Here is a 23672-nt window from a genome sequence, read left to right as displayed (position 1 = left end):
GGTAATGCCAATCTGTATCTTATAAAATATACAAAACAAGCAAATTCCAAAGGACAGATGGGAGAACATGATGCTGATAAACCCGATGCTGAGCGATGACCGGAAGCTCCCGTACTACATACAGCTGTATGACTATTTCAAAAAAGAGATTCTTGGCGGCGTTCTGCCTGCCGGCACCCGCCTCCCCTCCATCCGCAGCCTGGCGGCGCAGCTGAGTATCAGCGCCACTCCCGTTGAGCTGGCCTACCAGCAGCTGGTCTCCGAGGGGTTTGTCACCAGCCGGCCGCGCAGCGGATATATAGTCCAGCCGATGCATGCGTTCAGCGGGGCAGAAGCTGCTGGCGGACCGGCTGAACGCCAGGGATTGCAGCTGACTCAAGCCGTTCTGCCGATTACACCCCGTGACCCGCAGCAGTACGCTTATGATTTTCATATCTCCAAAAATGATTTCTCACTGTTCCCCTACAAAATCTGGCGCAGCCTCTTTCAGGAGCAGCTCGCTAATCCCGATCTGCTGCAATACGGCGATCCTCAGGGCGAACCGGCCCTGCGCGGCAGCATTGCCGCCCACCTCCGGCAGTTCCGCGGGCTGCGCTGCATGCCGGAGCAGGTCGTTATCGGCGGCGATCAGCATCAGCTCTCCTCGCTGCTCTGTCACATTCTGCCCCCGGGAACCCGGCAGCTTGCCATTGAAGACCCTGGATATCATCTGCTGCCGTCCGCATTCCGCAGAAGCGGCTATGAGATTATTCCTGTTCCCCTGGAGGAGGACGGGCTAAATGTAGAGAAGCTGCGCAGCAGCGGAGCAAGCGCCGTATACATCTCTCCGTCCCACCAGTTTCCGTGCGGAATGATTATGCCCATAGCCAAGCGCCACGCCTTGCTGGACTGGGCCGTATCTGCAGGCAGTTATATCATTGAGGATGATTATGACGGCGAATTCCGCTATCACGGCAGGCCGGTTCCCTCCCTGCAGGGACTCACGGAGAACAGTCCGGTGGTCTATATGGGCAGCTTCGCCCAGTCTGTCGCCCCTGCCCTCTGTGTACACTACATGGTGCTGCCGGTGAGTCTGCTTCCGGTATACCGCAGCCTCGCAAGGGAGCTGTACCTGGAGCACTCCGCTTCCAGGCTGAACCAGATTGCACTGCATTATTTTCTGGAGCGGGGCCATTTCGCCAGACATTTGCGGCGGATGCGGCTGCACTACCAGAAGAAACACGACTCTCTGCTGCAAGCCGTGCAGCTGTACTTCGGAGAACAGGCAACAGTCCGCGGCCAGGGTGCCGGCTTTCATCTCCTGGTAAGGCTACACAGCAGCGGAAACGCACGTCTGCTGGCAGACACAGCTGCATTAGCCGGAATCCGTGTCACCCCGGCCTCTTATACGTGGTGGGAGCAGAGGGAGCCCCATACGCCGGAGTTCATTCTCGGATTCGGGGCAATCCCCGGAGATCGAATCCGTGCGGGCATCCGGCTGCTGGCAGAGGTATGGCTGAAGGATTAAGGCTTCCGCTCCTAGCTTGTCCGTGCGGAATATGCGGTATATTCCGCGCTCGCTGTCCAAAGATACTCTCTTCTGCTCTGCGGCAGGACTTCAGCTGTATTTCTCCAGCAGCTCTTCAAGCACAGCCCTCAGCTCCTTGACCAGCTCAGCCGGCTCCTGAACGGTCGCCTCATGGCCGATGCCGATAAGGAATCCGGCGAAGTAACGCAAGTCACGCTCCGGAACTGTCCCCTCCAGCCTGCCGGTGCCGTCAGAGTCTACATGAAGCAGGGAGGATGACCACATTTCCCCCTCACAGGCCTGAACTCCCTTAACGGTCAGTTCCACGCGCAGCCTGAGCCGGTTCCCGTCTTGTCCCGGTTCCGGCTTCAGCCCGTCCCCTTCCTGCTGCCCTTCCGCCATTCCCTCTGCCTCAAATGTATGCCTGTTTCCCAGGTGCACCCGGCGAAGATCAAGCGGCGTAAGGCCGGAAGCATCCTCGGTTACAGAATCAATCCGGTCACAGCGGAAGACCCGCAGACCGCCGCGCAGAAAACAATAGGCCGGACAATACCACAGCCCGCCTGCGGCATAAATGCCGACCGGCTGGACTGGACGCAGCCTGTGCTCACCCTGCGATTCATAGCCGATCAGCAGTACCTTTTGCTCCACGGCTGCTTCCAGCAGTATGGACAAATAAGGGAACTCTGCCTCACGCGCCGGAATTACGAAATCAATCCGGTTCTTCAAGTCATCAATCTTATCCCGCACATCTCCAGGCATATAATTATAGAATTTATGCAGTGCAGATACCGACTCTTCCTTAAAGGGGAGATATTCATAGTGGCGCAGGGCATGGCTGGCAAAAAAAATCGCCACTGCCTCCTCCTCAGTAAAAGCAATCGGCGGCAAAATCCGTTCCTTCAGCACCTGATAGCCGCCGTGCGGTCCTACCTGCGAATACAGCGGAACACCGAGCTCACTCAGCTCCTGAAGATCCCTGAGAATCGTCCGGGCGGACACGCCGAATTCATCGGCCAGCTCCCTGACCGTAAACTTCCGCTTGCGGTTTACTGTCATCATCAGCTCCAGCAGCCGTTTGGATTTGGACATAGTGTTGTCTCCATTACTTTTTTATTTATGACAATAGTTGTCACTATTGCAGTCTACAATAAGAGTATAGCCCGGATGAACGGGCAAATCCACCGCCGAAGGAGCGATTGTTAATGACTATAGAAGTAAATCCGTTTATTCTGCTTGAAGGAACAGCACGTGAAGCCATCTCATTCTATCAGGAGAGTCTTGGCGCAAATCTGATGTTTATGCAGACGGTAGGCGAGGGTCCGCTTGAAGCCGGGAATCCGCTGTCCGATGAGGAAAAGGCACGCATTGCCCATTCCGTACTCCGCATCGGAGAGACTACAATGTTCGTAGCCGATCTGGAGCCGGGGCAGACAAGGCAGACCGGCAACGGGCTGAATCTCTGTATCTCTACCAGTGACGCGGATACGTCCGGGCAGCTGTATAACGTACTGAAGGAGGGCGGAACGGTTGATATTGAGCTGGGACCTGCTTATTTCAGCCCTGCCTATGGCATGGTGACCGATAAGTTCGGCGTTACTTTCCAGATATTTACTAAGCGGCAGCAGTAATCTCTCTCGTAAGGCCCGTCAGCTGCCCTGCAGCTGTACGGGCCTTTTCTGCAAATTCAGCATGCTTTTTAGCAAGAGATGAGCGGACAGTTGTTCAGTAAAGCGCCCGCCACAAATAAAAGGTGGCGTAGGCTTCCCAGCCCTTCCAGGGAAGCGCCAGCTCAAGCAGCTCGGCAGGAGTAGGCTTGCGGTCCATGCCGGTCAGGAATTTGACCGCATTTTGCAGCCCTACATCGCCTACCGGATAGGCAGTGGTGTCACGCAGGCAGCGCATCCGTACATACTGCGAGGTCCAGGGGCCGATTCCCCGGAGCTTCAGCAGGCGCGCCTCCGCTTCCCCCGGCGAAGGCAGGGACAGCAATTCCTCCCGGCTTAGGCCGCCTCCGGCGATAAGGGCAGCGACCTCCAGCACCGTCCGCGCTTTATTCCGGGTCAGCTGCAGGCTGCACAGCTCTTCCTGGGTCACGGTCAGGAACACCTCCGAGCCGGGAAAATGATAATACGTGTGCCCTTCATATTCAAGTGAAGCCCCATATTCAGCAGTTAGCCGCTGCTTGAGCCTGTAAGCAAAGGCCAGATTGACCTGCTGGCCGAGAATAGCCCAGCACAGCGCTTCGAACAGATCGGGAATGCCGATAATCCGCAGGCCGCGTTCGCTCACAGCCAGCGGCTGCAGCAAGGGATCTTCATCCGCGATCCGGTAGAACGGAGCCAGATCGCGGTCCAGGTCGAACCATTCCACAATATAGCGGACCAGCCCTGCTGTGGCCTCCGCTCCATGAACAGCCCCGCTCAGCAGGTTTGCCTGCAGACGCGGAGGCTGTTCCGCCGCCGTTGTTAGCCGGACCAGACACGGCTCTCCCTCCACAATAAACAGCCGGTTTACCCCCTCGCTATCCGGCCGGAACAGACATTCCAGCGGCGAACGGTTCATATAGGCCAGACAGGCATTCAAGTCAAAATAATCCGGCAGCGGCAGCTCAAAAAGCAAATCGTTCATGACCCTTCGCCCCCACATGTGTTATTCCCTCAAGCGCCAGCAGCTCCTGCTTCAGCTTCAGCCCGCCCCGGTAGCCGGTCAGGGTGCCGTTCGCCCCGATGACCCGGTGGCACGGCACAATAACCGGAACCGGGTTCTGCCCGTTAGCCGCACCGACTGCGCGGACCGCAAGCGGGCGGCCGATCTGCACAGCCAGCTCCTTATAGGTAGCAAGGCTTCCATGAGGAATCTGCAGCAGCCCATTCCAGACCTCCTGCTGAAAGGCGGTTCCCCACAGATCTAGCGGCAGACTGCTGAAGCTGACAGCTTCGCCCGCGAAATAGCGCTCAAGCAGACTGATAACACCCATCTCCGCAAAAACATCTGCATTCTCCTCCACCCGGGCAGCCGGGGCATGGAGGTTCAGCCAGCCTGCCGGAAGCTGTCCCTGATCCTGTTCATACGATACACGGACCAATCCCTTGGCGCTCGCCCATAGTGTCCATGCTCTGCCCCCGAGACTTACGGTGTGGTGATAGATTATCACAGGCTGCGTAGCAGTATTCTTCCGGTTCCCGGGCATTCCCGGTTTATTCGCGTGCCTGCTCATCGGCAGTCCCTCCCTTAGATTGATTACGGTACTCTGTTGGTGAAAGGCTGTTCTTGCGCGCGAACCAGGCGGCAAAATGCGATGCGCCCGGAAAGCCTGCCGTCCTGCCGATCTCAGCGATAGGCGTATCTGTATGGGCCAGCAGCTCACACGCTTTGTCTGACCGCAGCTGATCCAGCTTCACGGCAGGCGAGCGGCCGGTTACCTGCTTGTACGTGCGCTGCAGATGAAACGGGCTGACCGTAAGCGCCTCAGCCAGCTTCGCCAGCGTCAGCTTCTCTGCGAGCCGGGCCGCCATAACAGCATCCGCCCGGGCGGCGAGCACTGCATCCGGGCGGAGCGCACCGCCTTCCTCGGGCCGGCACCGCTTGCACGGGCGGAAGCCCGCCCTGACCGCTTTTTCCAAAGAAGGGTAAAACTCCACATTCTCCGCTTTGGGCGTTCTCGCCCGGCAGGACGGGCGGCAGACGATACGGGTCGTCAGCACAGCGGTATAATAAACGCCGTCATAGGTCGGCTCGCGGCTGACCACTGAAGCATAAATACGCTCAAACAACGTCTGTTCCATCTAACATCACCTCATACCGCCAGTATAAACGATTGCTCCCGGCTTATGCAGATTTCAGGAACAGGAGAGCAAGATTACGACAGTGCAAAAAGAACCCTCCACAGCTCGATTGTCCAGCTCATGGAGGGTTAATATTATTTTATATAATATATAATTACTGTTGTTATATGAATTTTTTAAACAGTAGCTTTGGGTACTGACAGATCATTAGGCCCCTCTGCCACCGGCGGTCTCTTCTTTTTCATATAATCGGAGTAATACGCCGTAATAATCGGAACCAGAATGGAGGTCACAATAACGGAGGCGGCTACAAGTGCTGTTGCTGTCTCAGCCGCAGGCAGAAACTCCGGCTTCAGGTTAGCCACCAGCATCGGGTTCGCTACAGCTGCTCCGGCAGTACTGGATGCAGCCAGACCGGCGGTGCCGTTGCCGCCGCCAATATATTTATCAGCCAGAATCAGCGGAATACCTGTAATCACAATAACAGTAAGACCGAGCAGAATACCCAGCAGACCTGTATCCAGGATGACGCCAAGGTCAATCGAGCTGCCCAGCGCGAAGCCGAAGAACGGAATGAGGGTCTGTGTTGCTTTTCCGAAATAAGCACGCAGGTCATGGTCAAGGTTGCCCAGCAGGAAGCCGACCAGGAACGGAAGCACAGCACCTACGAATACATGTGGTTCAAATACGGCTACACCGGTACTGCCGAGGATTAGCATGGTTACGAGCGGGCCGGATTCCAGTGACATCAGCACGAATGCACCGGATTCTTCTTTGGTGCCGTACTGCTGCATAATGGAAGCATATAAGCCGCCGTTGGTCATATCCATCGCCGAGATGATAGCAAGCACGGACAGGCCGGCGAAGAAGCCGTTCTTGACGCCGCCTTCAGGCAGGAACTGGATGGCAATGATGGCGATAACCCAGGCTACAGCTATTTTGGTCAATACCAGGGTTCCCGATTTGCGCAGTACCGTTCCGGTCGCCCGTACATCAATCGCAGCGCCCATACAGAAGAACCACACAGCAAGAATTGGCACAGTACCGGTCATAAGCCCTTTGGTGAAGCCGCCGAAGTATTCGCCTGCGTTCGGGAAGGCCGTATGGATAATCGCCCCCAGGAACAGCGGTACCAGCATCATGCCGCCGGGAATTCGATCGAGTGTCTTTTTAATTTTCATAATTATTCATCATACCTTTCATTTCTGTATTGCGGTCTGAGCACGCTTTCAAGTTACTTACGGCTCAGTCCGAGCTCCGGAATCATCCGTGAGAATAAATCATCGCTTTCCTTGAGCTGCCGCGAGAATGCCTTGCCGTCCTTCACCAGCAGTCCAAGCCCGTTCACCGCCATTGCTTCACGGAAGCTGCGGTCCTCTGTTGCTTTTATAAAGGCCTCTGCCAGCAGCTCCGCAACGGCATCCGGCGTATCCTTCGGTACAGCAAGCCCTCTCCATGTACCGGTAAAATTCACATGGATTCCCGTCTGTTCCTCCAGTGTGGGCACATCAGGCAGCGCCTCTGAACGCTTATCGGCATTGATTGCCAGCGTCCGCAGCTTCCCTTCGTCCACAACCTTCTTCACCTCGGCAGGGCTTACAGGCACCGCATCGACAAAGCCGTCCATCAAGGCAGAAACCGCCGGTCCTGCACCTTCAAAGGGGATATGGGCAAACTTCACGCCGGTTTCCCGTTCTAATGTTACGGCAGCCAAATGCCATATGCTCCCCGTTCCGGCATTTCCCATCTTCACTTCCCCTGGATGCGCTTTCGCAAAGTCGAGAAATTCATTTACGGTTTGCCATGGCGCCCCGGCTCTTACGGTAATGGCGGAAGGATCAAAATTCGTCTGGGCAATCGGTTTGAACTTCTCATAAGTTATCGGCAGCAGTCCCAGATGCGGCAGAATCGTCAGCTCCGCAGGTAAAAAAGTGACTGTATACCCGTCAGCCTTAGCATTCGCGCCCTCCATTAGTCCGACAGAGCCGCCCCCGCCTGTCCGGTTCAGTACAATAACCGGCTGGCCCAGCACCTTCTCGGCCGCTTTGGCCAGTGCCCGTGCAGTGGTATCTGTTCCTCCGCCGGCAGCATACGGTACGATCAGCGTAATCGGCTTAGCCGGAAATCCGGCATCGGCGCCGCCTCCGTCCTTATACCCGGCCATCCGGGCTCCAATGAAGAGAAGCACAGCTATCAGAACAGCTGCTGATCCTATCGCAATCCTCGTTGTCCGTTTCAAAGGTTATCCCTCTTTCTTCAGTCTGTTTACTGCGCTCCCCCCCTGAATTCTTATGAGCATCAGCCGCGGCATGCAAGGCTGTGAAAGTTTTCTCAAATAGAACTTTAAAGCATTCAGAGGGCGGGCAGCAATCGTATTATCTTATTCCGAATCGTCAGAAACCCCGGAACCATGCGGTTTTGGCAGATCTGCATACTGTCTGGAAGATTTGCTGTTCTCCCGGAATTTGCCCGGGGTAAGCGACTTGCTCTTGCGGAAGACACGGATAAAGCTGTTCTCATTCTGGTAGCCGACAAGCTGGGCGATCTCCGCCACCTTCAGGGTGCTGCCCTGCAGCAGCCCGCAGGCTTTTTCTATTCTCAGGTTAGTCAGATAGTCATACAGGGTGGTTCCGGTTTCCTCCTTAAAAATCGTGCTGACCGAGGAGACCCCCAGATTGACATGGGCGGCGATATCCTGCAGACCGATGTTACGCTGCAGATTGTCCTCCATATAAGTAATCAGATTCTGTACCAGCAGATATTCCTTGGACTGCCGGTGTACTTCCAGCGCGCTTGCCATCTGGCTGATGATACTGCACAGCAGCTCTTCTATATCGGCCAGATCAAGCGTAGACACCTGGTACCACGTATAGTCAGCCAGCTCGGAAGGCAGGGTATAGCCTCCAGAGGCGGCAATATTCATAATCTCCTCCAGCAGATCGTCCAGCACACGGACTATTTTTTGCGGCTGGAGCTTTTTCTTGCGCAGATCTGCGGCCCATCTGCGCACCCACTGGTGTCCGGTAGCGGCATCAGAGCTTTTCAGGGCATGCAGCACCTCCTGCTTCCAGACATCATCGGCTGCTCCGCCGCTCTCATCCGGCCTATTCTCAAGTCCGGAATACAGATGAACCCGTCCGTATCCCTCGTATAGGCGGTAGGATAACGCAATATCCGCCTCGGTGTAGGAGCGGGCGGCCTGGCCGATCAGCTGCGCCTCCGCACCCATCCCTACAGATACGGAAATACCCAGCACCTCAGCGATAATTCCGGTTAGCTTCATAGTATCCTCATACAGATTGCACGGACCTTGCCCTTCCGTCGGCTGCAGCAGCAGAACCAGACTGTCCTTGCGCGGAGCTGCTGTGACCGTCCGCCAGGACGGGCCGTAAAACTCAGATACCATATTGTTCATCGCATATTTGAGCAGCTGCTGGTCTTCTTCTGTGTAAGCCGCTACCCATTCTGAATGACGGTCGATGGAAATGATCAGCACCTCAAAGGGCCCCTGCTGCCAGCCGGCAAAATAATGCTCCCACTTCGTCTCCGTCTCCTGCTTGCCCATATTCCGGGCGATCAGATCACTGAGGAATTTAGCTCGCAGCTCCGGCAGACTCCAGTCAGCAACCAGTGATTTGCTCCGGAAATCACCGACCAGCTTGCCGATTACAGGCTCCAGATCAAACAGATTGCGGTTCGCCTGCCCTTTTTGCTCCGGGCTGAGCAGCTTGTTAATCCGCTTGAGCGGACGGAAGGCGGCGAAATTATAATAATAGATTGCCGAACAGCCGACCGCGATCGAGATCAGCGACAGCATCAGCATCATATTGCGGGCGGTTGTTACATTTTTCAGCAGCTGCTCCATCGGAACCAGTGATACCAGGCGCCAGCCGGTGACATTAGAAAAAGCCTGGTTAGCCATATAAGCCTGGCCGTCCATCCTCACATGGGCAAACGGGCTTACATCAATCTCCTTGAGAACGTCCTTCATCTCAGCCAGCGGGAAAGGCAGATTGAGCTTCGGATAGATCAGCTCCCCCTCCAGATTATATACAAACTGATAGCTGGACAAATGAGTGTACATTTTGGAGAAAAGCGTATCGTAATCGAGGTCGATCAGCACCGCCCCGGTAACAGCACCGTTCTGGACCACCGGCCGGGCCAGCGAGAGCAGCTCCGTGTTGCCAAGGCCCGCATCCGCACCGGTGTACAGCCTTCTTTTAATCAGAAGCGGCTTTTCTTTAATCTCCTCCAGCCACCCGCTCCAGTCATGCTCCGGCGCTTCCTCCCAGGCAGCCCTGTAGCCGTACCGGCTTGAGATGACGGACCGGCCCAGGAAGCTTACGACGCTTATATCCCGGATGTCCGGCTCGGACACCAGCGCTTGCAGCACATTCTGCGGCTGTTCCGCCGCTTCCGCCGCCTGGTCCGCATCAGCAGACAGGAACGCAAGCACGGCCGGGTTAAAGGTGAGGTCAACCGCCTTGTTGTCAGCCTCGCGGAACGCCCGGTTCGTCACATCCAGGTTAATCTGAAGCAGCTCGACATTCGGCGTATTCAGCTCCGTATCGAGCGCCTGCCGGTACTCCCTGTAGGAAAAGAGGCCGATCAGTGTAATGCATAACGAGACGCTTATGGTCAGAAACAGAATCAGCCGGTTCTGTTTGTTGTTCAGCAGATACTTCATTTTAAATCGCAGCATGGTTACAGCTCCATCCTTCCGCCAGTTCCCTAGAGTTTCAGACCCTTAGAGTAGCATGGATGACTCTGCGGCAATGTGGGGCATGTCATATCGGGCAGACTTTTTTTAAATTTTATTTAAAATTGTCATGAAAGTGAAAGATAACAGGCAACACTTATATAGATGCTATAATGGAGGGAACAGCTCTTTTCTTATTTTTGAGCAAAACTTTTTACCCACAGGAGACTTATTGCGATGCAGCCAAACTATGTGCTGGACCAGGCCGAATGGGACAAGCTCATTTCAGATACGGCCTATTATTTCGATGATTTGACCCTAAAGCGGGGGTTTCAATATTTCAAACAAAACCGCATTCAGACGTTCTCAATCAGCGAACCCCGGAAGATGCGGGCGCTGGTTGAAGGCAGAGAGGCCTACCACGTCTATATCAGTCTCGATCATTTCTCCGGCAGCTATTGCGATTGTCCCGTAGACGGACCCTGCAAGCATATGGCTGCAGTGCTCATGCACTATGCACATGCTCAAGGGCGGTCAGTGGCGCTCCTTGCGAATGCCAAGGCGACGGCTAACCGCCCCAAAGCCGCTTCCGCCGATCCGGCAGATCAAGGAAGCCGCAGTGCCCTGCTGAAAAAGCTCAGCGGGCTGATTCCCGAAGCAACTGTAGACCAGTGGCATGAGTATATGCAGCTGCTTACAGCCCCGCTGGATCATACGGTGCGCAATCCCCAGTATACCAGCCGGGCGCTGAGTACCATTGATGAAGCCAAGCCTGAGCTCTCTCCCGCTGCGGACAGGCTCTTCAGGCTGCATACCCGCCTCTTCATTCTGGAAAAGCTGCTGCAGCCTGTTCTGCCCGGAGCAGCCAGCGCTGCGCTGGGTTACTCGCTCGGCTATTATACCGCCATTGCCCTTTCTGAGCTGCAGACTGATATATTCTCGATCCTCCAGCAGCCGCTGCCGCTGGAGACAGAGCCCGGAGAATGGCCCCGGGTGCTGGATACCGTATCCCATCTGCGCCAGGCCATGCTGGAGGAGACGCGGGACCGTTCAAGGGACCAGCCGCATCTCTCCGCCTGCTATGATCTGCTCTGGAGGCACTGGATTGTACCCTGCGCAGACGGCAATGCGCTTTTTTCGGAGGAGCTGGAGATCCTTCAGCAGACAAAAAACGGGCTTAAAGCCGCTCATTCCCGGCAGGCGCTGCTGCTGGCTAAAGGCCGGATGTATTTCCTGCTGGGCGACGACCAGGCAGCCTGGGAGCAGCTCCGCCAAGCCTCGGAGCGGTCCGGTGTCCACCCGGATGAGCTGCTGAGCTTCTTTGTCCCGCTCAGCCAGGCAGGGCACTGGACCCGCCTTACAGCTTGGCTGGCCGAGATCGGCCCGCTGCTGACAAGCCGGTTATACAATCTGAGTGATTACGCCCGCTACTGGATGGATGCTGTCCGCCAGTTACCGGAAAGTGAGCCGCTCATGTGGGATACACTGTCCGGCATGCTGCCCCTCTCCCGTGAGATCTATGAGGAGCTGCTGCTGCAGTACGGCAGGTGGCGGGAATGGATGGATTACCAGCTCGCTTCCGGCAAAACCCCTGCCGACTTCCGCGTCACAGACCTTCAGCCGCTGGAGAAGAATGCACCTGAGCTGCTGCTGCCGTTCTATCATCAGGCTGTGGAGCGGTTCGTGCTGGAGAAAAACAGGCACAGCTATAAATCTGCGGTCAAGCTGATCAAACGGCTGGCTAAGCTGTATAAAAAACTTAAGCGTGACGACCGCTGGGAGGAATTCATGGACTCCTTCACCTCCCGGAACAGCAGGCTGCGCGCACTGCAGGAAGAGCTGCGGAAAGGAAAGCTGATCCCATGAGCAAATCTATACGTAATCTAACGGTCCAGCTGGCCTTGACCCAGTACGGCGATGCCCTGATCTATGCCGTCGATGACAGGAATGACTATGTTCCCGGCGTCCAGCTGAAGCAGCTCCTGTTCGCCTGGCATGAAGAGTCCTTCTACGGAACCGACTTGACTCTGCAGAATGCAGACGGCGTAGATCTGGTCGTGCTGCCTGCTGAGCAGGTTGTCCCGTTCTTCGCGCAGCAGCAGCTGCTGGGACATATAGGCTGGAGCTGGCAGGGTGATGCCGCCCTGCTGAGCGAGCTGGCTCCGGCCGTCTCGGATCTGCTGGCAGAGAAGCGGTATATGCCAGACTTCGCCGCTTATCGCGAAGGCCAGCTGCAGTGGCATTGGGACGAACAGGCTATGCAGCAGCTGGCCGAAGGAGATAGCGGACTCGCCGCTGCACTGCAGGGACTGTCCGGACGGACGGGCCTTGCAGCGGGTCTGGGCGCCGCCTTCTCGGCAGCGGTCTTCCAGCGCTATTACAGCACGGAAGCCGAAGCCGGCGACCTGCGCAGCGAGTTCCCGCTGCTGTTCAGCGGCGGCGCAGCCGCGCCCGGCCTGGATGAGGAGAGCTGGCTGATGTCGATCGGCTGGAAGGCGGACACTGCGCCGTTCCGGCCGGTGCTGCAGCTGCTCGAGCCGGATGAGGAGTCGCCTTACTGGCGGCTCCGGCTCCTTCTGCAGGACAAGCGCGACGAATCCGCGCTTGTGCCGCTGCGGCTCACGAAGGGCGGTGAGCCGCACGGCAAGTGGCCCGCATCGTGGACGGAATACGTCCGCGAACGGGCATCCGGGTGGCTCTCGCGGCTGCGCGAGAGCCTGCCCGGCGGGCACATCGGCCATGGGGACGATGTGCTGGGGGAACCGCTGAGCGATGAGCTCGCGTGGCGGTTCCTGAACCAGGACAGCCGGCTGCTGCTGGAAGCCGGCTGGCAGGTGCTGCTGCCGGCGTGGTGGGAGGCCGCCAGCCGCCGGAAGCCGCGCCTGCGCGCCCGAATCAGCTCCGGCGAAAGCAGCCGCGGGGGCGGCAGGTCGCTGTTCGGGCTGGATGCGCTGGTCGACTTCGACTGGCGCATCTCGATCGGCGACGCCGACCTCTCGGAGGCGGAGTTCGCCGAGCTGGTCGCGCGCGGCGAGCGGCTTGTGCAGTTCCGGGGCAAGTGGATTCCGCTTGACCCCGCCCTGCTGGCCCAGATTCAGCGGGCCATGGCCGGGATGGACAAGTCGCGAGGCCTGTCCTTCCAGGATGTGCTGCAGCTGCACCTGCTGGGCAGCGGCGAGGAGGACGACGGCGCGGAAGCTGCGGCGGCAGAGGCCGAGCAGCAGGCGGCGCTCGTCCGGCTGGAAGTGGAGCTGAACGAGCAGCTGGTTCAGCTGATCGGACAGCTCGGACAGCGCTCCCAGTGGCCGCGCCCGCCCGTGCCGGCCGCCCTGCGGGCTGAGCTGCGCAGCTACCAGCATGAGGGCTTCGCCTGGCTGGCATTCCTGCGCCGTTTCGGGCTCGGGGCCGTACTGGCCGATGATATGGGTCTAGGCAAAACCGTGCAGCTGATCTCCTATCTGCTGCACATGAAGGAGCTTGCCGCCGATCCGGAGGCTGCCGTGCCGCAGACTGATCCGCCGGACTGGCCGGCACTGATTATCTGTCCCACCTCCGTACTCGGCAACTGGCAGAAGGAGCTTCAGCGCTTCGCCCCATCTCTGAACGTTATGCTGCATTACGGCAGCCGGCGGCTGAATGCCGGATATTTCTACGGCGCAGCCTCGCAGGCGGATGTCGTCCTGACTTCGTATGCTACAGCTGCGCTTGACCAGGAGCTGCTGCAGCAGTTCACCTGGGCTGCAGTATGCCTGGATGAAGCGCAGAACATCAAGAACGCAGGAACCAAGCAGTCTGCCGCAGTACGCAGCTTCCCGGCGCTGCACCGGATTGCCCTGACGGGTACGCCGATTGAGAACCGGCTGTCCGAGCTGTGGTCAATCTATGATTTCATTACGCCGGGGTACCTGGGCAGCGCTAAGTCCTTCCAGGACCGGTTCGCGAACGCGATTGAAAAGGAGCGGAATCCCGAGCGGACAGCCGATCTCCAGAAGCTGGTGAAGCCGTTCATGCTGCGGCGCAAAAAGAAAGACCCTAGCATCCAGCTGGATCTTCCGGACAAGAATGAAATGAAAACCTACGTCAATCTGACGGCAGAGCAAGCAGCCCTGTACGACCAGAACGTAACCGGGCTGCTGGAGAAGATGAACAAGCTGGAGGGAATCGAGCGCAAGGGAGCCATCCTTGCAGCACTGACCAGCCTCAAGCAGCTCTGCGATCATCCGGTGCTGCTGACGAAGGAGGCGCTGCCTGATCCGGACAGCGAAGCTGGAGCTGCCGCATCCCTGATTGAGCGCTCAGCCAAGCTGGAAAGGCTGCTCGCAATGGTGCGTGAGCTGCGCGAAGAGAATGAGCGCTGCCTGATCTTCACCCAGTATGTCGGCATGGGCCAGATGCTCCAGTCTGTGCTCAGCCAGGAGCTGAAGGAACCCGTGCTGTACTTGAACGGCAGCACTTCCAAGCAGGCACGCGACCGCATGATTGAGCTGTTCCAGACCCCGGCGCCTCCCGAGGGGGCTCCGCAGGCGGCTGAGCAGCCGAATGTGTTCATTCTCTCGCTCAAGGCAGGCGGCGTAGGCCTTAACCTGACGGCCGCCAACCATGTGTTCCACTTCGACCGCTGGTGGAATCCGGCTGTAGAGAACCAGGCTACGGACCGGGCCTACCGGATGGGCCAGACCAAGGACGTTCAGGTACACAAATTCATCTCGCTTGGTACACTGGAGGAGCGGATTGACGAGATGCTGGAGAGCAAGCAGCAGCTCAGCGATGATGTCATCTCCGGCTCCGAGAACTGGATTACCGAGCTTAACAATGATGCGCTGAAGGATCTGTTCACGCTGCGGCGGGAATGGGCAGGCTGATTCTTTTCACAGGTGGAGTTCAGCTGCACTTAGTTGGATTTTCGCCACTACAATTCATCATATCTGATCATTTTTAAGGATTAGGTAGAAAAACTACCCTTATTTGGGGTATAACTCTTTAATAATGGCTAATAGCACAAGATTAGGTGGCGTTTTACTAACTAATAGTCCTCTACCTGGGAGAGGACTGAGAAATAGATGGAGAATTCCCACTTAGCTTGTTCAGCGAGGCTCCGGCACTCCGGGGCATAAGTCCGGATATTATAAAAGGACGGCCCGTAGCGGGAGGCCACTGAAAAACTAACCTTTTCTGGTAAAGCCACAATCATATCTCAAAAAAACGACGTCCACTCGTTTCTTCCGAATGGACGTCGTCTTTTTCTTGTTATTATTAGCTTTCGTTTACTCCATCAGTTTCAATATTCGCTTTAAATTAACGGTGAATATCGCCATGGCTCCCTGGATTTCCATGCCAACTAAACCAGAGGAGGATGCAACATCTTACCCGTGTCTGTGTTTGAGTTCACTATTTTTAGCTTCAATTTTGTACCGTTCTTTCGCTTTGGCCTTAAACGTTTCACTTTCCTGAAAAGCTTCTTGCTTTACATGTTCGTGGCTCTTTATGCTCACTGAGTACGTTTTGATTTAATCTTTTAATTATATAGATAAAAGAGACATTCTATGTGGAATGTCTCTTAGAGCTCGTAATGGACTTTTTCAGTGGCCTCAGTAGCGGGGCCGTCCTTTTTTACTTTCACCATGGTATACTTTTAAATCGTTTCCCGGGAAATAAGGGGCTAGAAACACGTTGTCCTCACCACTGCTCCGACATTCTAAACGTTGCAGCCACACTATCCTCGCCGGCAAGCGAGCTGATCACGAGCGTAATCGGCTCCTCCTGCAGATCGTACATCAGCTGCTGGCTTAGCAGACTCACCTGAATATTCTGATAGGCTCCGGCAATGCCTGATCCAAGACCTTGCGTAATTACATTGCCTCCCGTTACCGTTGTACACGTATAATTAACCTGCAGCGCAGTTTCGGTTGACGGTATTGCCGTTGTCGGTGTCGGAAAATTAACAAAGCTGCCGTTGAGCGTACCGCCTGCTATCAGCTGATAGCGAACCGGTGTTGATGCGAGGATCTCCAGACTGTCTGCCCGCAGTTCAGCCGCTACCGCTTCAGGTATCGTAAGCGCCCCGTTTCTGCGGAAGCTGATAGCCGCAAAGCCGGCTGCTGTCAGGGTGATATTGTCGCGGAACTCCGAAGTAATCCGGCTTACGGCCAACTGCTGCATTCTAACGGGGGAATAGGTTCCTGCGCTATCGACAAGAAAAATCTGAACACGCAGATTCTCCTGGGAATATACTACATTGAACTGAAAGAAGTCCTGCTCAATATTGTAGGTTCTGCTGATCACTTCCTGGTAATCCAGCTCAAACAGCTCCTGAACAAACATAGTTTCCGGGCTCACATCATTGTTCAGTCCGGTCAGATACACTACGGCCCGGGACGTCCCGTTGTTAACGACCTTAACAACCGCCTGGCTTATGGGACCGAAACCCGGTGTTGCATTGCTCGTCAGTGTATTCGAAGTTAATACAGGCATTTCGCCTCCTCCTCTCCAAGTAACCTCACATCCTATATTGTATGCATACAAGTTTAGAAGTTTCTGGATTCAGCATAGCTCAGGGGACCCGTTTGCCAGAAAATAACGGATGTGCTAAGATTAACTCAACTTTTAGGAACGGAGGGTTGCAAATGAATGTGATAGATTTTATCCGGATTCGTACTTTGCGCGGCTAATCAGACATGAATAGCGCTAAAGTTCTGCCCATGTGCAGAGGTCTCAGGATAGGTCTATCCATTTTTAAGGGCAACCCGCAGCTTGACCGGCGGACCGGTGTTCCGGTATATATCCGCCACGCCTTTAGAAATTGTATTGTTCATAGCAATGAATCCTTGCCTTCGATTAGGCATCGGGAATTCCGTTTTCTCCGGCATATGTCCGGGTGAACGGAGTCATCTCAGCTGTGAAATATGCCTGCTGTAAGGTAACGTGCGTACACCGCATGTTACCTCCAGCCTATTCTGTTACCTCTATTGTAAGCACAGGCAGATAACGCCTGTGCTTTTTTATGTCTGCCCGGACCGCAATCTCCCGCCGTCAGCCCGCATATTTTACTTTTCTCAAATTTCAGGAGGTTGATTATTATATGGAAACCACTAGGCAGCACGCAATTATTGTTGGAGTACAGCTGCAAAATGACACAAACTTCGCCTATTCCATGGAGGAGCTGCGCAATCTGGCGGCTGCCTGCAATATAACGGTTATCGGAGAGCTCAGCCAGAAGGCCAGCCGGATTAACCCTTCCCATTATCTAGGAACCGGCAAAATCCAGGAGCTGTCCATGCTGGTGGAGGATGAGGATACCCTAATCATATTTAATGATGAGCTGGCCCCTTCACAGATCCGCAACCTGGAGTCCTCCCTGGACCGCCAGGTCATTGACCGGACGATTCTGATTCTGAATATCTTTGCCGACCGCGCCAAAACAAAAGAAGCCCAGCTGCAGGTCGAGGTCGCTCAGCTGCAGTATATGCTGCCCCGCCTGAACGGGATGCGGGAATCGCTCGGCCGCCAGGGCGGCGGATCAGGTCTCAAAAACAGAGGCGCCGGTGAAACAAAGCTGGAGCTGGACCGCAGAAGAATTGAGGAACGGATCACGGCACTAGAGACCGAGCTGCAGGGTCAGGTCGAGCGGCGCCAGATCCAGCGGAGGCAACGGCATAAAAATGAAGTGCCTGTGGTCTGTCTTGTCGGCTATACCAATGCAGGCAAGTCCAGCCTGCTGAACGCAATGGTTGAGACCTATCACCCAGGCTCAAATAAGCAGGTATTTGCCAAGAATATGCTGTTCGCAACACTGGAGACATCCGTCCGCAGCATCAGGCTGCCGGACCACAAAACCTTCCTCTTAACAGATACCGTAGGCTTCGTCAGCCAGCTGCCCCATCATCTGGTCAAGGCGTTCCGCTCTACACTGGAGGAAGTAACCGAAGCAGACCTGCTGATTCACGTCGTAGATGCATCCGATCCGCAGCATGAGCAGCATATGGCAGTAACTTCAGAAACGTTGAAAGCGTTGGGGGCTGACGGTATTCCTACAGTGTATGCTTACAATAAATCGGATCTGACTGACCGTGCCTACCCGGCTGTCGAAGGCGGCACAATTACAATATCAGCTAGGCAGAGCAGCGGAATTTCCGAGCTTACGGGGCTGATTCGTTCACATGTGTTCAATGATTATATCCAGTGTGAAATTCTTGTTCCGTTTGACCGCGGCAGCATCGTTTCTTATTTTAACGAACACGCCCATGTTCAGGAGGTCAGCTACGAAGAGCAGGGCACAAGGCTGCGGCTGGAATGCAGAGCTGCTGATTATGAACGGTTCCGCGGTGATTTTGTGGAGCTGTCACACTAATCTCTCCGTGTAAAAAGCTTAAAAGAGCCGGCCCGGGATTATCCCCGGGAACCGGCTTCTTTTTTTGCCCGCAGTGTACCTGGGCCAAGGTAAGAAAATTAAGTCAGACGGACCATCGACCAGACACTTCCCGAGGTGCTGCCGCCAAGATTAAGCGGAACCGTCAAACCGTCAGCCACATAGAACAGCCCGATTACATCGCCGGCATTAAGCTCGAAATCCCCTGTCAGGGTCACGGTGCCGTTTCCTAAAATCGTTCTAAGCGTGAGTATAAGTGCAACGTTAACGTTAAGCAGCGGGAACAGTCCGCTTACAAGGTCGGTAGTCGTCGGTGAAGTTCTCCGCAGGACAAAGGCCGGGTTTGTTGCTGCACCTAATGAGATTGTGATAGCGGCAGTGGTTGCATAGTTAATGGTCGCTTCAAAGGAATACCGCCCGGTTACCGGAACGGTGTAGTTACCGGTAGTCTCATTGAAAGTGGCACTGTCATAGTAAGGAGTAGTGACCGTCCAGCCGGTAAGCTGGGTGCTTGCAGCTGTAGCTAAGGTAGGCAGGAATGCTGAAAATCCTTCTGTGGCGACTCCGGCTCCCGTTGCTCCCGTTACGCCCGTTATGCCGGTTGCGCCAGTCGCCCCGGTCACTCCAACACCTGTTGCTCCAGTCACACCGGTTGCACCGGTTACACCAACACCCGTTGCTCCCGTTACGCCGGTCACTCCTGTTGCTCCAGTCACTCCCGTTACACCGGTTGCACCTGTCACTCCAGTCTCACCGGTCACTCCGGTTGCACCAGTTACACCGGTCACACCAGTCACTCCAACACCCGTTGCTCCCGTTACACCTGCCGCTCCAGTCTCACCAGTCACTCCGGTTGCTCCTGTTGCACCAGTCACTCCAGCTCCCGTTGCTCCCGTTACACCGGTTGCACCTGTCACTCCAGTCTCACCGGTCACTCCGGTTGCACCAGTCACACCGGTCACTCCAGCTCCAGTTACTCCTGTCGCTCCTGTTGCACCAGTCACTCCAGTCCCACCGGTCACTCCGGTTGCACCAGTCACTCCAACACCCGTTACGCCAGTTACACCTGCCGCTCCAGTCCCACCGGTTGCACCAGTTACACCGGTCACACCAGTCACTCCAACACCCGTTGCTCCCGTTGCTCCCGTTGCTCCCGTTTCACCTGCCGCTCCAGTCTCACCGGTCACACCGGTTGCTCCTGTTGCACCAGTCACTCCAGCTCCCGTTGCTCCCGTTACGCCAGTTACACCTGCCGCTCCAGTCCCACCGGTCACTCCGGTTGCACCAGTCACTCCAGCTCCCGTTGCTCCCGTTGCGCCGGTTACACCTGTCGCTCCCGTTACACCGGTCACACCAGTCACTCCAACACCCGTTGCTCCCGTTACACCTGTCGCTCCAGTCCCACCGGTCACTCCGGTTGCACCAGTTACACCGGTCACACCAGTCGCTCCAACACCTGTTGCTCCCGTTGCTCCCGTTACACCTGCCGCTCCAGTCTCACCAGTCACTCCGGTTGCTCCTGTTGCACCAGTCACTCCAGCTCCCGTTGCTCCCGTTGCTCCCGTTACACCTGCCGCTCCAGTCTCACCAGTCACTCCGGTTGCTCCTGTTGCACCAGTCACGCCAGCCCCCGTTGCTCCTGTCGCTCCCGTTACACCTGTCGCTCCAGTCCCACCAGTCACTCCTGTGGCACCAGTTACACCGGTCACACCAGTCACTCCAACACCCGTTGCTCCCGTTGCTCCCGTTACACCTGCCGCTCCAGTCTCACCGGTCACACCGGTTGCTCCTGTTGCACCAGTCACTCCAGCTCCCGTTGCTCCTGTCGCTCCCGTTACACCTGTCGCTCCTGTCACACCGGTCACTCCGGTTGCACCAGTCACTCCAGCTCCCGTTGCTCCCGTTGCGCCGGTTACACCTGTCGCTCCAGTCCCACCGGTCACTCCTGTCACACCGGTTGCCCCAGTCACGCCAGCTCCCGTTGCTCCTGTTGCGCCCGTTACTCCTGCCGCTCCAGTCTCACCGGTCACTCCGGTTGCCCCAGTCACGCCAGCCCCCGTTGCTCCTGTTGCGCCCGTTACTCCTGCCGCTCCAGTCCCACCGGTCACTCCTGTCACACCGGTTGCACCAGTCACTCCAGCTCCCGTTGCTCCTGTCGCTCCCGTTACACCTGTCGCTCCAGTCCCACCAGTCACTCCTGTGGCACCAGTTACACCGGTCACACCAGTCACTCCAACACCCGTTGCTCCCGTTGCGCCCGTTACTCCTGCCGCTCCAGTCCCACCGGTCACACCTGTTACACCTGTTACACCGGTTGCCCCAGTCACGCCAGCCCCCGTTGCTCCTGTTGCGCCGGTTACACCTGCGGCTCCAGGCGATCCAGTCGCGCCGGTTGCACCGGTAACCCCTACGGTCTCTCCGAGCAGTTCAGCGGATACAAGCCGGTGGGCGGTTACCAGCTGGCCTGTACTGCTTTTTCCCCATAACGAAACCTGTACCGGATCAATTGCCGGAGGCGCAGCAGGAGTAGCAAAGGTGAACTCAAATGCATCCAGATCGGCAAAATAATTAACAGTGATTACCTGATTGGCCGCAATATTGAGAGCTTCACTGACATATAGCACTCTCGTTCCGCCGCTCATGTAATAACCCTGAAGCGACACTGTAGATGCAATAGTATCGCTCCGGTTATCTATTCGTATGGTCACCTGCTGAGTCGGTCTTACCCCGCCGACCGGATTATTTTCAATCGGCCCCGTTGATAAAAAGCTCATTCCATCACCACTTCCCTTAGCTTCAGATTGTGAATCTTTACGATTCTTCGCACAGTAATACAACGGCTTCGTCCGCAGAACAGGGATTTACGCCGCCTTAGTCCCAGCTATTTCTCCCACCCTCAGCCTCTGTTTGTAAGCATCCTCCAAATCTATAGCTTGGACGATTTGACCGGCAGACGGCTGAGTGATTTATATAGTAATATTCCGGCAGTTCCCTTTGGTGTGGACTTCTCTGCTGTTTATTGTGCAAATCGGGCTGACCCCAGCCAAAAAAAGACTGTCTCAGCCGGATAGCCTAAGAACAGTCCTCCTTCATACACACGATTATCACTTTCTTTAGCGCAGTGCCCCGCCGGCCGTTGTTACTTATAAATATAGGTGCGTACACCAATCCTCGAAAAGATAGCATTTTTATCGCTATTTCCCTTTAACGCCGGTACGCCGCCTCTCGCCGCAAGCCCGCTGATATAGGCGAAATTGGGATGCAGCGCCTCGTCGGTCAAGTATGCAGACGTCCTGCTGCCCGGAACTCTTTTCCTGTTAAGTGAAGCTATCATTTCTTCGGCACTCTTAATGCCGAGTCCATGTCCGTAGTACTGGTCTGCCCCCAGCATAATCGCATTTTCCCCCTGCCACTCCGGCAGCTCCGGATCATGATCCGGGTTTTTGAAATACACCACGTCCCCCGGCTGCATCTCAAACTTATTAAAGGTGGTGATCATCTGCAGATTGCTGTCGTAATTCCAGTCCCACAGGAAGAGGTCCGTAAAATAGCGGTCAAACGCGTCCGCACCGATTGAGGCAATCGTCGCTTTATAGAGAATCATCACCATCGCCATTGCACATTCAAATGCATACAGCTGACCGTTTACAAAAATATCATTAACCGCCGCCGAAGGGCGCACTCCCTGTCTCAGCTCAAATCCGCCGCTTGCCGTACGGTTCCAATACTTCGGATTGCAGCGGGAATTTTTAAAATTGGAAAAATCGGTTCCGCCCGCATTCATCAGCATCGCCGCCGCCAGTATCTCCCCCCGCATCCTCTGCTCAAAATCCGAGCCTCCGGGTGAGCCATAGCCGAATCCCATTCTGTCAGCCCCTTTCCTGATTCCTTCACAAAATATAGGTTATTGTACGTGTCGGGTATGCAGTTGGTGCACACTTTCTGTTACATTCAAAAAAAGTCCGGTCCCCTTCCGGGGGCGGACTTTCACCTGTGCATTATTAGGATGGAATAGAACCCGTGCTGCCGCCCCGCTCCTGAAACCAGCTGTTCACCTGCATCGTCTCCTCGGTAAGGATGTCCAGATAGATGGAGGTCCGGTAATCGGTCTCCTTCAGGCTTCTGCCGGTAATTTCAGCGATCCGGTTGAGCCGGTACATCAGAGTGTTGGTATGAATGTGCAGAAAGGCTGCCGATTCCTTCAGGTTTCCGTCCAGCGTCAGGTAGACTGCAAGCGTCTTGAGAAAATCGCTTTTGTGCTCACGGTCATGCAGCTTAACCGGATCGAGCAGTGCACTGCGCCGCGGCCGGCTGCGCTTCTGTTCGATAATAGCCGGAACATATGCCCAGAACCCGATTTCATCATAGAGCAGCAGGCTGCGGGCATGGTACGGCAGCAGCTTTTTGATCTCCAGCACGGACAGTGCTTCACGGTAAGCCATCGCGGCTGAGGTGTATTCCCTGTACCCCGGACTGCATCCGGCAGTAAGCACACAATTCTCACTCCGGCTCATGTCTGTAAGCAGCTTGTGCACGAACGAGGCCAGAACCCCTGTCCCCTCCAGCGGAAACACAAACGAGAACAGCAGAATCAGGCGGTTATGCTCAGCCGTCATAAACAGCAGACGCTGCCCGGCATAAGCATCCATCGTCTGCCGCAGCCGCAGCAGAAAATGCTCATCCATTACCTTGTCGCTCTCAATAACCCCGATGTAATAGCTTTCCGGCAGCAGAATGGACCAGGCCTCCGCTTCCTGGCGGATACGAGGCTCATTGTCATAATGCGAGGTCAGCAGCTTCCAGAAGAAATCCTCAAACGCTTTGTCCTGCCTGTTTTTCCAGCCGCGCTGCTTCAGCAGATAACGCCCGGCGATCCCCGCGGCCTTCTCGACAATCCCCTCAGCATAGCCCTCAGCCAGATTCCCCCGGTCCACCACCCAGATGTAGCCCAGAATCTCCTGCTGATGCTTGATGCACATGGCCAGACGCGGTCCGAGCCCCACCTCCATTACCGCCGGAATGCGGATCGGGCGGGCTGTGTTCTCCAGCTGGTGCATGATGCCCTTTTTACGGAGTCCGATGATAACCGTGTTAGGCACGCGTTTGCCGATGATTGTGGAGATGCGCGCCGGATCACTCTCAAACTGATGGGAGCTGTAGCCGATAACATGGTGGTTACTGTCCTCTATTGTCACCTGGGACTGCAGCGATTCGCTGATGGTATCCGCCAGGGATTCCATACTGTCAAAAAAACGGTCAAAAGTTGGACCTGCTTCTGTCAATGTACCCACCTCAGCCTGAAGAATCCGAATC

At 55.8% G+C, this 23672-nt stretch carries 16 protein-coding genes and 1 pseudogene; 5 read left to right on the top strand and 12 right to left on the bottom strand.

The window, feature by feature from the left end; all coding sequences use genetic code 11:
• Nucleotides 1-67 precede the first annotated feature (67 nt).
• Nucleotides 68-1507: a MocR-like pyridoxine biosynthesis transcription factor PdxR gene (gene pdxR, locus R70331_RS01240; protein WP_331281495.1), complete on the top strand. Its 1440-nt coding sequence runs from the start codon at nt 68-70 to the stop codon at nt 1505-1507.
• A 90-nt stretch (nt 1508-1597) separates the two neighbouring features.
• Here pdxR and R70331_RS01235 read toward each other — a convergent pair whose 3' ends face one another.
• Entirely contained in the window at nt 1598-2599 is a 1002-nt protein-coding gene (locus R70331_RS01235) for a helix-turn-helix transcriptional regulator (protein ID WP_042172154.1), read from the bottom strand.
• A 113-nt stretch (nt 2600-2712) separates the two neighbouring features.
• Here R70331_RS01235 and R70331_RS01230 point away from each other — a divergent pair, with 113 nt between their 5' ends.
• Nucleotides 2713-3138: a VOC family protein gene (locus R70331_RS01230; RefSeq protein ID WP_042172153.1), complete on the top strand. Its 426-nt coding sequence runs from the start codon at nt 2713-2715 to the stop codon at nt 3136-3138.
• 94 nt (nt 3139-3232) lie between these two features.
• On the opposite strand, the gene R70331_RS01225 is transcribed toward R70331_RS01230, so the two are convergent.
• From R70331_RS01225 to R70331_RS01200, 6 genes are all read right to left on the bottom strand, one after another.
• Entirely contained in the window at nt 3233-4138 is a 906-nt protein-coding gene (locus tag R70331_RS01225; protein WP_042172151.1) for a DNA-3-methyladenine glycosylase family protein, read from the bottom strand.
• The gene (locus R70331_RS32265; RefSeq protein ID WP_269322277.1) at nt 4119-4727 is read right to left on the bottom strand and encodes a methylated-DNA--[protein]-cysteine S-methyltransferase; all 609 of its coding nucleotides are present in this window, start codon (nt 4725-4727) and stop codon (nt 4119-4121) included. Before R70331_RS32265 ends, R70331_RS01225 begins: the two co-directional genes overlap by 20 nt.
• Nucleotides 4708-5295 carry an Ada metal-binding domain-containing protein gene (locus R70331_RS01215; RefSeq protein ID WP_042172149.1) on the bottom strand — a complete coding sequence of 196 codons (588 nt, stop codon included), beginning with the start codon at nt 5293-5295 and terminating at the stop codon, nt 4708-4710. Before R70331_RS01215 ends, R70331_RS32265 begins: the two co-directional genes overlap by 20 nt.
• Before the next feature lie 176 nt (nt 5296-5471).
• Nucleotides 5472-6476, bottom strand: a complete 1005-nt coding sequence (gene kdgT / locus R70331_RS01210) for a 2-keto-3-deoxygluconate transporter (RefSeq protein ID WP_042172147.1) — start codon at nt 6474-6476, stop codon at nt 5472-5474.
• 53 nt (nt 6477-6529) lie between these two features.
• Nucleotides 6530-7459 (bottom strand): tripartite tricarboxylate transporter substrate binding protein, encoded by a 930-nt coding sequence (locus R70331_RS01205; RefSeq protein ID WP_081947811.1) that lies wholly within the window; start codon nt 7457-7459, stop codon nt 6530-6532.
• Between the two features lie 216 nt (nt 7460-7675).
• Nucleotides 7676-9997: a helix-turn-helix domain-containing protein gene (locus R70331_RS01200; protein WP_042172142.1), complete on the bottom strand. Its 2322-nt coding sequence runs from the start codon at nt 9995-9997 to the stop codon at nt 7676-7678.
• Nucleotides 9998-10231: 234 nt separating this feature from the next.
• Here R70331_RS01200 and R70331_RS01195 point away from each other — a divergent pair, with 234 nt between their 5' ends.
• Both R70331_RS01195 and R70331_RS01190 read left to right on the top strand, forming a co-directional pair.
• On the top strand, nt 10232-11860 hold the full coding sequence (locus R70331_RS01195) for an SWIM zinc finger family protein (RefSeq protein WP_042172140.1): 1629 nt from the start codon (nt 10232-10234) through the stop codon (nt 11858-11860).
• On the top strand, nt 11857-14856 hold the full coding sequence (locus tag R70331_RS01190) for a DEAD/DEAH box helicase (protein WP_042172138.1): 3000 nt from the start codon (nt 11857-11859) through the stop codon (nt 14854-14856). Before R70331_RS01195 ends, R70331_RS01190 begins: the two co-directional genes overlap by 4 nt.
• Nucleotides 14857-15258: 402 nt before the next feature.
• Here the strand turns inward: R70331_RS01190 and R70331_RS31380 are convergent.
• Both R70331_RS31380 and R70331_RS01185 read right to left on the bottom strand, forming a co-directional pair.
• Nucleotides 15259-15498: pseudogene (locus R70331_RS31380) on the bottom strand (transposase); the annotation flags it as partial.
• Nucleotides 15499-15670: 172 nt separating this feature from the next.
• Complete coding sequence (locus R70331_RS01185) at nt 15671-16465, bottom strand: hypothetical protein (RefSeq protein WP_042172136.1); 795 nt, start codon at nt 16463-16465, stop codon at nt 15671-15673.
• A 607-nt stretch (nt 16466-17072) separates the two neighbouring features.
• Here R70331_RS01185 and hflX point away from each other — a divergent pair.
• Nucleotides 17073-18341 carry a GTPase HflX gene (hflX, locus tag R70331_RS01180; RefSeq protein WP_042172134.1) on the top strand — a complete coding sequence of 423 codons (1269 nt, stop codon included), beginning with the start codon at nt 17073-17075 and terminating at the stop codon, nt 18339-18341.
• Between the two features lie 98 nt (nt 18342-18439).
• Here the strand turns inward: hflX and R70331_RS01175 are convergent, their stop codons facing one another.
• From R70331_RS01175 to R70331_RS01165, 3 genes are all read right to left on the bottom strand, one after another.
• Complete coding sequence (locus R70331_RS01175; protein ID WP_197071553.1) at nt 18440-21133, bottom strand: collagen-like protein; 2694 nt, start codon at nt 21131-21133, stop codon at nt 18440-18442.
• 365 nt (nt 21134-21498) lie between these two features.
• On the bottom strand, nt 21499-22224 hold the full coding sequence (locus R70331_RS01170; protein WP_042172133.1) for a hypothetical protein: 726 nt from the start codon (nt 22222-22224) through the stop codon (nt 21499-21501).
• Nucleotides 22225-22360: 136 nt separating this feature from the next.
• On the bottom strand, nt 22361-23641 hold the full coding sequence (locus R70331_RS01165) for a PucR family transcriptional regulator (RefSeq protein ID WP_052418867.1): 1281 nt from the start codon (nt 23639-23641) through the stop codon (nt 22361-22363).
• Nucleotides 23642-23672 lie beyond the last annotated feature (31 nt).

The organism is Paenibacillus sp. FSL R7-0331, assembly GCF_000758645.1.
Taxonomy (GTDB): Bacteria; Bacillota; Bacilli; order Paenibacillales; family Paenibacillaceae; genus Paenibacillus_AQ; species Paenibacillus_AQ camerounensis.
Note: the sequence above shows the minus strand (reverse complement) of the source record. Positions and strands in the feature narration are given on the sequence as shown.

What these genes read in the sequence shown, in the direction of transcription:
- hflX (WP_042172134.1), top strand. Translation starts at nt 17,073, where the DNA reads ATGGAAACCACTAGGCAGCACGCAATTATTGTTGGAGTACAGCTGCAA.
- R70331_RS01235 (WP_042172154.1), bottom strand. Translation starts at nt 2,599, where the DNA reads ATGTCCAAATCCAAACGGCTGCTGGAGCTGATGATGACAGTAAACCGC.
- R70331_RS32265 (WP_269322277.1), bottom strand. Translation starts at nt 4,727, where the DNA reads ATGAGCAGGCACGCGAATAAACCGGGAATGCCCGGGAACCGGAAGAAT.
- pdxR (WP_331281495.1), top strand. Translation starts at nt 68, where the DNA reads ATGATGCTGATAAACCCGATGCTGAGCGATGACCGGAAGCTCCCGTAC.
- R70331_RS01215 (WP_042172149.1), bottom strand. Translation starts at nt 5,295, where the DNA reads ATGGAACAGACGTTGTTTGAGCGTATTTATGCTTCAGTGGTCAGCCGC.
- R70331_RS01230 (WP_042172153.1), top strand. Translation starts at nt 2,713, where the DNA reads ATGACTATAGAAGTAAATCCGTTTATTCTGCTTGAAGGAACAGCACGT.
- R70331_RS01225 (WP_042172151.1), bottom strand. Translation starts at nt 4,138, where the DNA reads ATGAACGATTTGCTTTTTGAGCTGCCGCTGCCGGATTATTTTGACTTG.
- R70331_RS01170 (WP_042172133.1), bottom strand. Translation starts at nt 22,224, where the DNA reads ATGGGATTCGGCTATGGCTCACCCGGAGGCTCGGATTTTGAGCAGAGG.
- R70331_RS01185 (WP_042172136.1), bottom strand. Translation starts at nt 16,465, where the DNA reads ATGCCTGTATTAACTTCGAATACACTGACGAGCAATGCAACACCGGGT.
- kdgT (WP_042172147.1), bottom strand. Translation starts at nt 6,476, where the DNA reads ATGAAAATTAAAAAGACACTCGATCGAATTCCCGGCGGCATGATGCTG.
- R70331_RS01200 (WP_042172142.1), bottom strand. Translation starts at nt 9,997, where the DNA reads ATGCTGCGATTTAAAATGAAGTATCTGCTGAACAACAAACAGAACCGG.
- R70331_RS01190 (WP_042172138.1), top strand. Translation starts at nt 11,857, where the DNA reads ATGAGCAAATCTATACGTAATCTAACGGTCCAGCTGGCCTTGACCCAG.
- R70331_RS01205 (WP_081947811.1), bottom strand. Translation starts at nt 7,459, where the DNA reads ATGGCCGGGTATAAGGACGGAGGCGGCGCCGATGCCGGATTTCCGGCT.
- R70331_RS01195 (WP_042172140.1), top strand. Translation starts at nt 10,232, where the DNA reads ATGCAGCCAAACTATGTGCTGGACCAGGCCGAATGGGACAAGCTCATT.
- R70331_RS01175 (WP_197071553.1), bottom strand. Translation starts at nt 21,133, where the DNA reads ATGAGCTTTTTATCAACGGGGCCGATTGAAAATAATCCGGTCGGCGGG.